Origin of the sequence: Mycobacterium paragordonae, from assembly GCF_003614435.1 — a bacterium.
Taxonomy (GTDB): Bacteria; Actinomycetota; Actinomycetes; order Mycobacteriales; family Mycobacteriaceae; genus Mycobacterium; species Mycobacterium paragordonae.
The window spans coordinates 1,181,480-1,194,528 of sequence record NZ_CP025546.1 but is presented as its reverse complement, the minus strand read 5'-3'; the positions used below and the strand labels follow the sequence as shown (position 1 = coordinate 1,194,528).

The following is a 13,049-nucleotide window of genomic DNA, read 5'->3' as shown; positions in this document are numbered from 1 at the left end:
GGTCCCCTTTCGCCGCTTGCCAGGCTAGCAGCGAAACTGAAACGTGTTCTAGTTAGGTCGCCCGATGGGCGCCCGACGGGCGCTAGGGTGCCGCGAATGGAACCGCACCGCGAGAATTCGCGCCAGAATTCGCAGCCAGGTTCCGTTGGTGGACAACCCAGGCGGGCTCAGATCTCGGAGATGATCTGGGCACGCTTGCTGGCGTACTCCTGGTCGTTCACCACCCCGCTGGCCCGCAGCGAGTCCAGCTCTTGCAGCCGGTCGGCGACCGAGGCCTGCGGCGCTTGCGGTGCAGCGGCCTGACCCGCCTGCTGCTGGCCGGCACGACGTACCACCGCGTGCAGCTGCTGACGGAGAGCCGGATTGGAACGCACATCGACGATGCGGTTGAGCGGAATGCCGTTGGACTTGAGCAGTTGGAGGATCTCCATCAGCGGTCCGGCCTGGCCACTGAGGTCGTAGGTCCGGTTGTCCTCCTCGACGGTGAACTGGGCGGGCACCAGCCCGTTGACCAAAGCGCTTCGCTCCCAGTCGATCCGGTATTCATTCGTGGCCGGGTCGACCAGGACTACGAGCTTGCGCGCCGTCAGGTTGCCCAGCCGCGTCACGCTCGCGATTACCCGGTCCTCGCTGTCGAAGGGCGCGATCCCGGGTCCGGATACGTGCAGGTGCACCTTGACCACCGGCTGCTCGTTGATCCGGGTGCCGGTCTCGGTCAGGCCGGTGATCTGGGCCAGCGCCAGCACCCCGCTCTGCTCCAGCATTTCGTTCTTGGCGGCGTTGTTGACGCTCCAGTACGTCAGCGCGATCGCGATCAGAACGTCGGCCACGGTGATGAGCAGACCGACGTAGAACATCCACGACAGCAGCTGACCGAAGCCGAGGGTGAAGTAGACGACGAGGAAGATCGGTCCGACCAGGCCGCCGCACAACAGCACCAGCAGCTGCATCTTGATGTACCGGGCGAGCATGCTTTCTCCTCAACTCTGCTCGGGTCGGGCACCCGAAAGGTGATGACAGAGTAGCGCCAGCATGGTGATTACCGATCACAAGTTCCTTCGTTGAAAACGCGAAAGCCCCCGAAAACCGAAGTTTTCGGGGGTCTTTGCGTCAGGTCGCGCGGTGAGCGCTACTTGATGATCTTGGTGACCCGGCCGGCGCCGACGGTGCGGCCACCTTCACGGATCGCGAACCGCAGACCGTCGTCCATGGCGACGGGCTGGATCAGCTTCACCGAGATGTTGGTGTTGTCACCGGGCATCACCATTTCGGTGCCCTCCGGCAGCGTCACCACACCGGTCACGTCGGTGGTGCGGAAGTAGAACTGCGGACGGTAGTTGTTGAAGAACGGCGTGTGCCGACCGCCCTCGTCCTTGGACAGGATGTAGACCTGGCCCTCGAACTCGGTGTGCGGGGTGGTGGTGCCGGGCTTGATGACGACCTGGCCGCGCTCGACGTCCTCACGCTTGACACCACGCAGCAGCAGACCGACGTTGTCACCGGCCTGGCCCTGGTCGAGCAGCTTGCGGAACATCTCCACACCGGTGACCGTGGTCTTGGTGCTGGTGGGCTTGATGCCGACGATCTCGACTTCCTCGTTCACGTTGACCACGCCACGCTCCACACGACCGGTGACGACGGTGCCACGGCCGGTGATGGTGAAGACGTCCTCAACGGGCATCAGGAACGGCTTGTCGGTGTCGCGCACCGGGTCCGGGATCGACTCGTCGACCGCGTCCATCAGGTCCTCGACCGACTTCACCCAGGTCGCGTCGCCCTCGAGCGCCTTCAGCGCGGAGACCCGGACAACCGGGGCTTCCTCGTCGAAGTCCTGGGCGGCCAGCAACTCGCGGACCTCCAGCTCGACGAGCTCGAGCAGCTCCTCGTCGTCGACCGCGTCGGACTTGTTCAGCGCCACGAGGATGTAGGGCACGCCCACCTGACGGGCGAGCAGCACGTGCTCACGCGTCTGCGGCATCGGGCCGTCCGTCGCGGCGACCACCAGGATCGCGCCGTCCATCTGGGCGGCACCGGTGATCATGTTCTTGATGTAGTCGGCGTGGCCGGGGGCGTCGACGTGCGCGTAGTGACGCTTCTCGGTCTGGTACTCGACGTGCGCGATGTTGATCGTGATACCGCGCTGACGCTCCTCAGGCGCGTTGTCGATCTGGTCGAACGCCTTGGACTCGTTCAGGTCCGGGTACTTGTCGTGCAGGACCTTGGTGATAGCCGCGGTCAGGGTGGTCTTGCCGTGGTCAACGTGACCGATGGTCCCGATGTTGACGTGGGGCTTGGTCCGCTGGAACTTCGCCTTCGCCACTTTGGTGTCCTCCTGGACTGTTGGTGCTTAAAAAAGCAGTGTTGATTTTTCTGGGTTTTGCCGCGGTGCTAACCGCGTCAGCTTACTCGTTGGGGTTTCCGCTTATTCGCCGGTCGCCTTGGCGATGGTCATTGCTCGGCTCCGCGCTCGTGAGTTGACACTCACTCGCCCGTCGCCTTCGCGATGATCTCCTTCGACACGTTCGCCGGAACTTCGGCGTAGGAGTCGAACACCATGGAGTAGTTCGCCCGGCCTTGCGTCTTGGACCGCAGGTCGCCGACATAGCCGAACATCTCCGACAACGGCACGTGCGCCTTGACGACACGCGCCCCTGCCCGCTCCTCCATGGCCTGGATCTGGCCACGGCGGGAGTTCAGGTCGCCGATCACATCACCCATGTAGTCCTCGGGGGTGGTGACCTCGACGGCCATGATCGGTTCCAGGATCACTGGCTGTGCTTGCGCCGCAGCCTTTTTCAGCACCTGGGAACCGGCGATCTTGAACGCCATCTCCGACGAGTCCACCTCGTGGAAGGCGCCGTCGAGCAGCGTGACTTTCAGGTTCACCAGCGGGTAGCCGGCCAGCACGCCGTACTGCATGGCGTCCTGGGCGCCGGCGTCGACCGACGGGATGTACTCCCGCGGGATGCGCCCACCGGTGACCTTGCTCTCGAACTCGTAGGTCGCACCGTCTTCGCTGGTGAACGGCTCGATGCTGATCAGCACCTTCGCGAACTGGCCCGATCCACCGGTCTGCTTCTTGTGGGTGAACTCGACCTTTTCCACCGTCCGCTTGATGGTCTCCTTGTAGGCGACCTGCGGCTTGCCGACGTTGGCTTCCACCTTGAACTCGCGGCGCATGCGGTCCACCAGGATGTCCAGGTGCAACTCGCCCATGCCACCGATCACGGTCTGGCCGGTCTCGGCGTCTTGGTGGACCTTGAACGTCGGGTCCTCCTCGGCGAGCTTCTGGATCGACAGGCTCAGCTTCTCCTGGTCGCTCTTGGTCTTGGGCTCGATGGCCACCTCGATGACCGGGTCCGGGAACGTCATGGACTCGAGCACGATCTGGTTGTTCGGGTCCGACAGCGTGTCACCGGTGGTGGTGTCTTTCAGGCCGATCACCGCGTAGATGTGACCCGCCGACGCGGTCTCCACCGGGTTCTCCTTGTTGGAGTGCATCTGGAACAGCTTGCCCAGACGCTCCTTCTTGCCCTTGGTGGCGTTGATGACCTGGCTGCCCGAGTCGACCTTGCCCGAGTACACGCGGACGTAGGTGAGCTTGCCGAAGAACGGGTGCGTCGCCACCTTGAACGCCAGCGCGGAGAACGGCTCGTCGGTCGACGGCTTGCGGACGATCTCCTCGTCCTCTTTGCCTGGCGGGTGGCCGATAGCCGGCGGCACGTCCAGTGGCGAGGGGAGGTAGTCGATGACGGCATCCAGCATCGGCTGCACGCCCTTGTTCTTGAACGCGCTGCCGCACAGCACCGGGTACGCCTCGGAGGTGGTGGTGAGCTTGCGGATCGCGCCCTTGATCTCGGCGACGGTGAGCTCTTCTCCACCGAGGTACTTTTCCAGCAGCTCCTCGTCGGTCTCGGCGACGGCCTCAAGCAGCTTGGTGCGGTACTCCTGGGCCTTCTCGGCCAGCTCTGCCGGGATCTCGATGGTGTCGTAGGTCTCGCCCAGCTTGGTCTCGCCCCGCCACACCTTGGCGTTCATCTCGACCAGGTCCACGACGCCCTCGAAGTCGCCTTCGGAGCCGACCGGCAGCTGGATCGGAATGACATTGGCGCCCAACCGCTCCTCCATGGTCCGCACGGAGAAGTAGAAGTCGGCGCCGATCTTGTCCATCTTGTTGACGAAGCAGATGCGCGGTACGTCGTACTTGTCCGCCTGGCGCCAGACCTGCTCGGACTGGGGCTCGACGCCCTCCTTGCCGTCGAATACCGCGACGGCGCCGTCCAGCACGCGCAGCGAGCGCTCCACCTCGACGGTGAAGTCGACGTGGCCGGGGGTGTCGATGATGTTGATCTGGTTGTCGTTCCAGAAGCAGGTGGTAGCCGCGGAGGTGATGGTGATCCCCCGCTCCTGCTCCTGCTCCATCCAGTCCATCGTGGCGGCGCCGTCGTGCACCTCACCGATCTTGTAGCTGATGCCGGTGTAGTAGAGGATGCGCTCGGTCGTCGTGGTCTTGCCGGCGTCGATGTGCGCCATAATGCCGATGTTGCGGACCTTCGTCAGGTCGGTCAGCACGTCCTTCTGTGCCACAGAAGTCTTCCCACTCTTTCGTTACTCAGTTAGCTATCGGATGCGCCAGCGCTCGCATGATGTCGCCGCCCTGGCGGCTCCGGCGCTGGCGCACTGCTCTACCAGCGATAGTGCGCGAAGGCGCGGTTGGCCTCGGCCATCTTGTGGGTGTCCTCACGCCGCTTCACGGCAGCCCCGAGGCCATTGCTGGCATCCATGATCTCGTTGGCCAGGCGCTCGACCATCGTCTTCTCCCGGCGCTGCCGCGAGAAGCTGACCAGCCAGCGCAGCGCGAGCGTGGTCGACCGGTCCGGCCGCACCTCGACGGGCACCTGGTAGGTGGCACCACCGACGCGGCGGCTGCGAACCTCCAGCGCGGGCTTGACGTTGTCCAGCGCACGCTTGAGCGTGATGACGGGGTCGGTGCCGGTCTTGTCCCGCGCCTGTTCGAGCGCACCATAAACAATGCGCTCAGCCAGGGATTTCTTCCCCTGCAGCAGAACTTTGTTCACCAGCTGGGTGACCAGCTGCGACCCGTAGACCGGGTCGTTGACCAGTGGACGCTTGGGCGCGGGTCCCTTGCGCGGCATCAGCTCTTCTCCTTCTTGGCGCCGTAGCGACTGCGAGCCTGCTTGCGGTTCTTGACGCCCTGGGTGTCGAGCGAACCGCGGATGATCTTGTAGCGCACACCGGGCAGGTCCTTCACCCGGCCGCCACGCACCAGCACCATCGAGTGCTCCTGCAGATTGTGGCCCTCACCCGGGATGTACGCGGTCACCTCAACCTGGCTGGTCAGCTTCACACGGGCGACCTTCCGAAGCGCCGAGTTCGGCTTCTTCGGAGTGGTGGTGTACACGCGGGTGCACACGCCACGGCGCTGCGGGCTGCCCTTAAGAGCCGCGGTCTTGACCTTGGCGACCTTGTCTCGGCGACCCTTGCGGACCAGCTGATTAATGGTTGGCATCTACCGGCTTTCTGTGTTGCTGTTCTTGCGGTGCTTATCAAGTGCGGCGTTCAAAAGTCTCTGTACTGCAGTTATGCCCCGCCGCGGAATAACCTCATCACCCCGCAGCCGGGCGTGTCGCATGCGCTTGCCCGGAATACCTCATCCGTTGCATCGTGGACACGCAAATTGGCCCGGCATTTACGCCCCCTACTTCAGGCGCCGTTAGCCGCCAGGCACGAGGTCCCACAATACCCGTCCGGAGTCTGGCAGGTCAAAAGCGGTGGAATGACCGGCACGGGAGCCCGGTAGGTCCCCGGGCCGCTGCCCGCGTGAAGCTGGCTTCACGGTCGCCTACTCATTGTCAAGTGGTCAGTGCAACATGGCCTAGGCGGCTTGGTGGAGTAGGACGTAAAGGCGCTGGGCGGGGGTGTCGAGGTTGAGGGTGGGGCGGGGTCGGCGATTGAGGGTGTCTTGGATGTGTTTGAGGTCAGCTTTGGTGTAGCCGCTGAGGTCGCTGCCTTTTTGGAACCAAAACCGTAGGAGGCGGTTGGTGTTTTCGTTGCTGCCGCGCTGCCAGGGTGAGTGGGGGTTACAGAAATAGACCGGGGTCCCCAGCTGTAGCTGAATGTCGCGCCAGTTGGCCATTTCGCTGCCTCGGTCCCAGGTGATCGAGCGCCGCAGATGCTCGGGCAATTCTTTCATCGCCTCGATCATTGCGGTGGCGACGGTTTCGGCGCTGCGATCGCCAAGCAGGTGCAGCAAGATAGTGAATCGGGTGCTGCGCTCGACGAGGGTTCCGATAGCGCTGTTGTTAGGCCCCACGATCAGGTCGCCTTCCCAATGACCAGGCACCGCACGGTCGGCGACCTCGGCAGGGCGGTCGCTGATGGTGAATTCCTCACCGCTGCTGTAGACCCCACGGCTGGTGTTGCGACCGCGCGGTTTGCGGCTGGCTCGTTTGGTGGACAGGCATTTGTTGAGGTCAGCGCGCAAACTGCCACGGGTCTGCACATACAAGCATTGGTAGATGGTCTCGTGACTCACCCTGGCCAGCTTGTCACCAGGATGATCACGAGCCAACACCTCAGCGATGAGCTTGGGGCTCCAACCTTGCTCCATCCAAGCCTCGATGGCCGCGCACAGTGGATGATCAACCAGTTTGAATCCCTTGGGCCGGCGCGCTCGTTCAGCAGCTCGAGCATGCGCCATCAACGCGTGATAATCCCCATCAGGCAAGCTGTTCCGCTCGAACTCACGACCGATCGTAGAGCGATGGCGCCCCAGACGCTGTCCGATCTGAGCAGCGCAGAGCCCTGCATCACGCAACCGCATGATCTCGATGCGTTCCTCGCCGCAGATCCTGCGACCCGGACCTCCCGGCCGCCTTGACCAATCACCTGGGTTTGCTAAACCGCAAGCATTCCTACCGCCATTGACGAGCTGCATCGCCCCAGCATCACGCCACCAAATCCACGCACGCGTTGTCGACACGCCCATCGCCTTGGCGGCACGGTGCACCGGCACACCACCGCACACCCGATCAAAGAACTCCCGACGCACCCACTTCGAATGCGGATATCCACTCGGCATCGCAACCCCTAAATCCACGGATGTTGCACTGACCGTATGAATCCACCCTACGAGTGTGAAACCAGCTTCACGCTCGCGCCGCACGCTAGGGCGTTTCCGCTGCCTGCACGGTGCGCCGATCCATGCCGGCGGCCAGCCGCAGCACCATGTCGGTGAAGACGGCGTCGGTGTCGATTTCATCCATGACGCCGGTCATCTCGAGTAGTACGAACCCGTGCATCGCCGACCAGAACTCGAGCGCCGCATAGAACGCCTCCTCGCCCTGCAGGCCGTACGACGACAGCACCGCGATGACGGGCGCGGCGGCTCCGCGGGTCACGGCCGTGTATTCGGGGTCGTCGCCGCCCAGCGGCATCCGGGTGAACGCGGAGTACCGCCCGGGGTGATGGTGCGCGTAGCTGCGGTAGGCGCCGGCCATCACCAGGACGGCGTCGTCGCGGGAACGCCCCTCGCCCACCCGGTTGAGCATCGTGATGATGTCGTCGATGACGCGGATGCGCACCGCGCGGCGCAGATCCTCGAGGCTGTCCACGTGGTTGTACAGCGACGGCCCCTTGGTTCCCAACTGAGTCGCCAGGGCGTTGATGGTCAGCGAGTCCCAGCCCTCCCGGTCCAGAAAGGTCAGGGCGCCGTCGACGATGCCTTCGCGGCTCAGCTTCGCCTGCCGGGCTCCCGACTTGCCGCCACGCGCACGGCCGCCACCCGTCGGTGGCTCCGGCTGAGCTGCCATGGCGATTCACCCTTCGCGTGACGTGAGAGCTAACTAATGACTCTAGTTGACCGCACCCCGAGCGCCGGGTGCGGCGCTCCGTGGTGCCGGCGGCCACCGCGGCTTTGACGAATAAATGCACCCAGGGCTGTCGTCACGCAGTTAAATGCACGTAATCTCAATCGAGGTCTCACCGAGCAGACCACCCACCCAACGAAGGGGGGCCCGCAGTGAAATGGACCACCGTGGGAACGCTGGCTGTCTGTGCCGCGTTCGCGGCCGCCATACCGGCCGCGCCGGCTCCGGTCGCGCACGCCAAGAACGGCGACACCCATATCACCGGGCAAGGCGTCGAGACGACGATCGACTGCGGCGACGCCACTCTGATCGTCAACGGAACCAACAACATCGTCACCGCCAAGGGCAGCTGCTGGGCGGTCACCATGATGGGGACGGGCAACACGGTCATCGCCGACACGGTCGTCAACGACATCACGGTCTACGGCTACGACGGGACGGTGTTTTACAAGAACGGCGATCCCGTCATCTGGGACCGCGGCCGCGAGCTGGGGATGGTCAACCGGATCCAGCGAGTCGGGCCCTGAACCGGCAAGTGTGACAGTTCTGATCACCGGGAGGAATCGAGAAACCATGCGCGCCAACGGAACTGCCGAAACTTTCAGAATGGCCGGAGTGGGCCTGGCAGCCGCGGCCATCGCCGCCGCCGTCGGGCTGGTGGGCTGCAGCTCGACGGCCGGGCCGCCGGCGGGCAGCAGCTCGTCCTCGACGAAGTCGTCGACCACGACCACTGGCAGCGGGTCCGCTGAGACGACCAGCAGCACCGGTGCCCTCCCGACCGGAAGCACTTCGGTTCAGGTGGGCGACACCGTGGTCTACGCGTCCATGGGGCAGACGGCCACCATCGCCTGCGAAGAGGGCAAGTCCCTGAACGTGACCGGCTCCGACAACACGCTGACCGTCAACGGCAACTGCGAGACGGTGAGCGTCGGGGGAACCAAGAACAAGATCACCCTGGACAAGGTCAACAAACGCATCACCGTGCTGGGCATGGACAACACCATCACCTACAAAGACGGTGACCCGGAGATCAACAAGATCGGCCCCAACAACACGGTGACCAAGGGCTAACCCGCCGGGGCGCCGTGCCGGCCGGCGCCGCCGGCAAAGCGCCCCGCCCCCTCCAGCGCCTCGGCGGCCACCCGGGAGATGCTGGCGAACTCGAGGTCCATCGCCGCGGACTCGGGCAGGCCCCACTGGTGCAGCGCCGACAGCCGGTCCGACCGCAGGCATTGCTGTGGCAGCGCGGCAAGCTCGGCCGCCAACTCCTGGGCGGCCTGGCGCGCTTGCCCTTTGGGCACCACCCGGTTGGCCAGCCCGATCGCCAGCGCCTCGTCGGCCTTGACGCCACGACCGGTGAGAATCATGTCCATCGCCCGGCTGTGCCCGATCAGGCGCGGCAACCGCACCGTTCCACCGTCGATGAGCGGCACTCCCCAGCGCCGGCAGAACACCCCGAATACGGCGTCTTCCTCGGCGACCCGCAGATCGCACCACAACGCGAGCTCGAGGCCGCCGGCGACCGCATAACCGTCGACCGCCGCGATCACCGGTTTGGAGAGCATCATCCGCGACGGCCCCATCGGGCCCGGGCCGGTGCGGTGCACGGAGTTCGCCTGCGGTGTGCCGAAGGCCTTCAAATCGGCTCCCGCGCAAAAGGTTCCGCCCTCACCGCATAACACCGCCACCGACGCGGTGTCGTCGCGGTCGAAGGTTTCGAAGGCGGTGTACAGCGCGGCCGCCGTCGGGCCGTTGACGGCGTTGCGCGCCCCGGGCCGGTTGATGCAGACCGTGGTCACCGGGCCGTCGCGCTCCACCCGCACCAAATCGCTCATGTCGCCTCCTGAAGTTGGGTCGTGTCACGAAGTTCCGCCAGTTCGGTGGCGAAGTCGTTGTAGGCCGTCCGCAGTTCGGCACCCGGCCAGTCCGCGGGCAGCAGTTCGGCGGGCAGGATCGGATCGGTGTTGAGGTGACGCACAATGGCGGCGGCCACCACGAAACGGCCCGGCACGTCGGTCGCCCGGCCGATCTGCCGCAGCAACTCGCGGCCCGCCTCGGCCCACTCCGTCAGGTTCCACAGTTGCCCGGCCAGCGCCGCCGGCGCGTCGTCGCGCGCCCGCAGCACCCGCACCCGCGACGCGACGTCGGGCGCCAGGTCGAGGTCGAGGTTGTCCGGACGCATCCAGACCCCTTCCCGCAACTCGCCGAACCGCTTGTCGTACATGGTGTTCCGTAACGCCGCGCGGGTTCGGGGGTCGGTGCCGACACTGGTGACGACCACGACGTGCCACTGCCCCCGCCAGGCCCGGGTGCGCGGCCGCATCGCCTCGTCCTGACGGCGCTGCCGGGCCAGCAGGCGGTCGGAGAGCCGATAGCCGTCGGCGGACCGGATCAGATCACCGGCACTGACCATGCGGGTCAGCGCCACCCGTATCGTCGCTTCCCTGATACCGAAATCTGTTGTCAGACGAACTAATTCGCTGGCGGTGGCGCACGCGGGGTGCGCACCCAGCAGCACGCTGAGCACCACGGACCGGGCGGTCATGCGGGCCAGCGATTTGGGCATGCCTACACCTGGGAAGCTCGGCGGCCGTAATCGCCGAAAGGCTCGTCGCGGTGCTTGACCGCATCCCGGAAGCCGTGCTCGACCGCGTCGGCGACGAACGCGTGTCCCTCCGGCGTGTGCCGCGCCACCCCATCGAACACCGTGCTGACCATCCGACTGGACGCGACGCCCTGCTGCAGCAGCGGGGCATTGAGCGCGAGCTTGATCATGATCAGCTGGTTCACCGGCAGCGCGGCGATCCTGGCCACCAGCCGCTCGGTGCGGTCGTCGAGATCGGCGGGATCGGGTGCCTCCACTGCCAGGCCCCACTCGGCCGCCTGCGCGCCGGTGATGCAGTCACCGGTGAACAGCAGGCGCTTGGCACGCTGGTCGCCCAGTCGGTGCGCCCACAAGCCCGCTGCCGGCACACCCCAGACCCGGGTCGGCGGATAGCCGATCTTCGCGTCGGCGGCCGCGATCACCTGATCGGCGTGCAGTGCGATGTCGGTGCCGCCGGCCACGCAGTAGCCGTGGATCTTCACCACCGTCGGCTTGTCGGCGTGCATCAGGGAGGAGAAGCCGCGGACGAACCGGCTCATCATCTGATAGTCGATCATCGGGTCCCACGGCTGGTTCGGCAGGTGGTTGACCGCCTGCGTCTTCCCGTCCAGCACCGTGCCGTGGTAGCCGCCTTCCTGGCCCGCGGAGCCGGTCCGGTCGGCGTAGGCGGACAGATCGAAACCGGCGCAGAAGCCTTCACCGCGGCCGGAGACCAGAATGACGTGGACGTCAGGATCCAGGTCGGCGCGTTCCACCAGCGCTGAAAGCTCCAGCGGGGTGTCGGCGACGATGGCGTTGCCTTTCTCCGGCCGGTTGAAGGTGATGCGCGCAACCCGGTCGGTGACCTCGTAGGTCATCGTTTTCAGGTTGTTGAAGTCGACCGGCCTGATCGAGTGGGTCACTGGCGCTCAGCCTTTGACCAGAGCGCGCTCGACGATCGGCGCCAGGTCCAGACCGCTCGGCATGGTGCCGAACGCGCCGCCCCACTGCCCGCCCAGCCGGGTGGCCAGGAATGCTTCGGCGACCGCCGGGTGGCCGTGCCGCACCAGCAGCGATCCCTGCAACGCCAGGCAGATGTCCTCGGCCACCTTGCGGGCCCGGTACTGGATGGTGTCCAGATCGGCCAGCTCCGCACGCAACCGCTGGACGTGGGAGTCCTGCCGGGTGTCCTGCCCCGCGGTCTGGTCCAGCTCGTCGAACAACACCTCGACGGACTCGGGCCGAGTTGCCATGGCGCGCAACGTGTCCAGTGCGCTGACGTTGCCGGAGCCCTCCCAGATTCCCATCAGCGGCGCCTCCCGGTAGAGCCGCGGCATACCGGAGTCCTCGACGTAGCCGTTGCCACCCAGGCACTCCAGCGCTTCGGCCGCGTGCGGCGTGGAGCGCTTGCACACCCAGTACTTGCTGGCCGCCAGCCCGATGCGGCGCAACAGTCCTTCCCGCTCGTCACCCCGGATCGCCTTGTCGGTGGCTCCGGCCATCCGCATGGCCACCATGGTGGCGGCCTCGGCCTCCACCGCCAGGTCGGCCAGCACGTTACGCATCAGGGGTTGGTCAATCAGGTAGGCGCCGAACGCCTTTCGGTGCTGCGCGTGGTAGGTGGCGCGAGTCAGGCCGGTGCGCATGCTGGTGGCGCTGCCCAGCGTGCAGTCCAGTCGCGTGAGGTTGACCATTTCGATGATGGTCGGGACGCCACGTCCCTCCTCACCGACCAGCCACGCGGTGGCGTCGTCGTATTCGACTTCGCTAGAGGCGTTGGCGTGGTTGCCGAGTTTGTCTTTGAGCCGTTGCAGGAACATCCGGTTGCGGGTTCCGTCCGGCAGGATGCGCGGCAGCATGAAGCACGACAACCCGCCTGGGGCCTGGGCGAGCACCAGGAAGATGTCGCACATCGGCGCCGAGGTGAACCACTTGTGGCCCCGCAGGCTGTAGGTGCCGTCCCCATGGGGCGACGCCTGGGTGGTGCCGGCGCGCACGTCGGAGCCGCCCTGCTTCTCGGTCATCGACATGCCGGCGGTGATGCCGGCCTTGGTGACGGCGAGCTTGAGCTCCGGGTCGTATTCGCGGCTGGTGAGCAGCGGCTCGTACACCGCGGCCAGTTCGGGGTTGAAGCGCAGCGCCGGCACCACGGCGTAGGTCATCGATATCGGGCAGATGTGGCCGGCTTCGACCGTCCACACCGACGTCTTGGCGGCGCGCACCACATGGGCACCCGGCCGCTCGTCCGCCCACGGGGCACCGTGCAGGCCGTGCCCGATCGCGACGCGCATCAGTTCGTGATAGGCCGGGTCGTACTCCACCTCGTCGACGCGGTGCCCCACCCGGTCATGGGTCTGCAGCACCGGCCGGTGGCGGTCGGCCAGCTCACCCCAGCGCTGCGCCTCACGACTGCCGGAGATGGCCCCCAGCTCATTCACCTCGTCCAGACCCCACTGCCCACCCTCGCGGATCAGTGCCTCGATGAGGACCGGAGAGGACGCCGGGTTGTGATTCTCGAGTGGCGGAACCTGGTTGGTGACGACGTGCGTATCTGGCATGCCGCCAATGTTACATTT

General features: G+C 65.7%; 13 protein-coding genes. 2 read left to right on the top strand and 11 right to left on the bottom strand.

Annotated features, from left to right (window positions below; translation table 11 throughout):
* Positions 1-167: 167 nt before the first annotated feature.
* The 7 genes from C0J29_RS05540 to C0J29_RS05505 form a co-directional block, all read right to left on the bottom strand.
* On the bottom strand, positions 168-971 hold the full coding sequence (locus C0J29_RS05540) for an SHOCT domain-containing protein (RefSeq protein WP_065161807.1): 804 nt from the start codon (positions 969-971) through the stop codon (positions 168-170).
* A 158-nt stretch (positions 972-1,129) separates the two neighbouring features.
* Positions 1,130-2,320, bottom strand: coding sequence for an elongation factor Tu (tuf, locus tag C0J29_RS05535; protein WP_055578873.1), 1,191 nt, complete (start codon positions 2,318-2,320; stop codon positions 1,130-1,132).
* A gap of 161 nt (positions 2,321-2,481) precedes the next feature.
* Complete coding sequence (gene fusA / locus C0J29_RS05530; protein WP_065046089.1) at positions 2,482-4,587, bottom strand: elongation factor G; 2,106 nt, start codon at positions 4,585-4,587, stop codon at positions 2,482-2,484.
* Between the two features lie 98 nt (positions 4,588-4,685).
* Positions 4,686-5,156 carry a 30S ribosomal protein S7 gene (rpsG, locus tag C0J29_RS05525; RefSeq protein WP_065046088.1) on the bottom strand — a complete coding sequence of 157 codons (471 nt, stop codon included), beginning with the start codon at positions 5,154-5,156 and terminating at the stop codon, positions 4,686-4,688.
* Entirely contained in the window at positions 5,156-5,530 is a 375-nt protein-coding gene (rpsL, locus tag C0J29_RS05520; protein WP_055578870.1) for a 30S ribosomal protein S12, read from the bottom strand. The genes rpsG and rpsL overlap by 1 nt, the downstream gene beginning before the upstream one ends.
* Positions 5,531-5,896: 366 nt before the next feature.
* Positions 5,897-7,102, bottom strand: a complete 1,206-nt coding sequence (locus C0J29_RS05510; protein WP_065048717.1) for an IS30 family transposase — start codon at positions 7,100-7,102, stop codon at positions 5,897-5,899.
* A gap of 85 nt (positions 7,103-7,187) precedes the next feature.
* Positions 7,188-7,832, bottom strand: coding sequence for a TetR/AcrR family transcriptional regulator (locus C0J29_RS05505; RefSeq protein WP_065046087.1), 645 nt, complete (start codon positions 7,830-7,832; stop codon positions 7,188-7,190).
* A 209-nt stretch (positions 7,833-8,041) separates the two neighbouring features.
* Here C0J29_RS05505 and C0J29_RS05500 point away from each other — a divergent pair, with 209 nt between their 5' ends.
* Together C0J29_RS05500 and C0J29_RS05495 are read left to right on the top strand one after the other, a co-directional pair.
* Positions 8,042-8,416, top strand: a complete 375-nt coding sequence (locus C0J29_RS05500) for a DUF3060 domain-containing protein (RefSeq protein ID WP_120791730.1) — start codon at positions 8,042-8,044, stop codon at positions 8,414-8,416.
* A gap of 79 nt (positions 8,417-8,495) precedes the next feature.
* Positions 8,496-8,960: a DUF3060 domain-containing protein gene (locus C0J29_RS05495; protein WP_065046085.1), complete on the top strand. Its 465-nt coding sequence runs from the start codon at positions 8,496-8,498 to the stop codon at positions 8,958-8,960.
* Here the strand turns inward: C0J29_RS05495 and C0J29_RS05490 are convergent.
* Genes C0J29_RS05490 through C0J29_RS05475 form a run of 4 tightly spaced genes read right to left on the bottom strand, consistent with a single transcriptional unit; the run spans position 8,957 to position 13,031 of the window.
* Positions 8,957-9,724: a crotonase/enoyl-CoA hydratase family protein gene (locus C0J29_RS05490; RefSeq protein ID WP_065046084.1), complete on the bottom strand. Its 768-nt coding sequence runs from the start codon at positions 9,722-9,724 to the stop codon at positions 8,957-8,959. The genes C0J29_RS05495 and C0J29_RS05490 overlap by 4 nt on opposite strands.
* On the bottom strand, positions 9,721-10,443 hold the full coding sequence (locus C0J29_RS05485) for a PaaX family transcriptional regulator C-terminal domain-containing protein (protein WP_120794570.1): 723 nt from the start codon (positions 10,441-10,443) through the stop codon (positions 9,721-9,723). Before C0J29_RS05485 ends, C0J29_RS05490 begins: the two co-directional genes overlap by 4 nt.
* A 14-nt stretch (positions 10,444-10,457) precedes the next feature.
* Positions 10,458-11,396, bottom strand: a complete 939-nt coding sequence (locus C0J29_RS05480; protein WP_120791728.1) for a crotonase/enoyl-CoA hydratase family protein — start codon at positions 11,394-11,396, stop codon at positions 10,458-10,460.
* 6 nt (positions 11,397-11,402) lie between these two features.
* A complete protein-coding gene (locus tag C0J29_RS05475) occupies positions 11,403-13,031 on the bottom strand; it encodes an acyl-CoA dehydrogenase family protein (protein WP_120791727.1) in 1,629 nt (542 codons plus the stop codon).
* Positions 13,032-13,049: the final 18 nt, after the last annotated feature.

What these genes read in the sequence shown, in the direction of transcription:
- C0J29_RS05540 (WP_065161807.1), bottom strand. Translation starts at nt 971, where the DNA reads ATGCTCGCCCGGTACATCAAGATGCAGCTGCTGGTGCTGTTGTGCGGC.
- rpsG (WP_065046088.1), bottom strand. Translation starts at nt 5,156, where the DNA reads ATGCCGCGCAAGGGACCCGCGCCCAAGCGTCCACTGGTCAACGACCCG.
- rpsL (WP_055578870.1), bottom strand. Translation starts at nt 5,530, where the DNA reads ATGCCAACCATTAATCAGCTGGTCCGCAAGGGTCGCCGAGACAAGGTC.
- C0J29_RS05510 (WP_065048717.1), bottom strand. Translation starts at nt 7,102, where the DNA reads ATGCCGAGTGGATATCCGCATTCGAAGTGGGTGCGTCGGGAGTTCTTT.
- C0J29_RS05505 (WP_065046087.1), bottom strand. Translation starts at nt 7,832, where the DNA reads ATGGCAGCTCAGCCGGAGCCACCGACGGGTGGCGGCCGTGCGCGTGGC.
- C0J29_RS05495 (WP_065046085.1), top strand. Translation starts at nt 8,496, where the DNA reads ATGGCCGGAGTGGGCCTGGCAGCCGCGGCCATCGCCGCCGCCGTCGGG.
- C0J29_RS05490 (WP_065046084.1), bottom strand. Translation starts at nt 9,724, where the DNA reads ATGAGCGATTTGGTGCGGGTGGAGCGCGACGGCCCGGTGACCACGGTC.
- C0J29_RS05475 (WP_120791727.1), bottom strand. Translation starts at nt 13,031, where the DNA reads ATGCCAGATACGCACGTCGTCACCAACCAGGTTCCGCCACTCGAGAAT.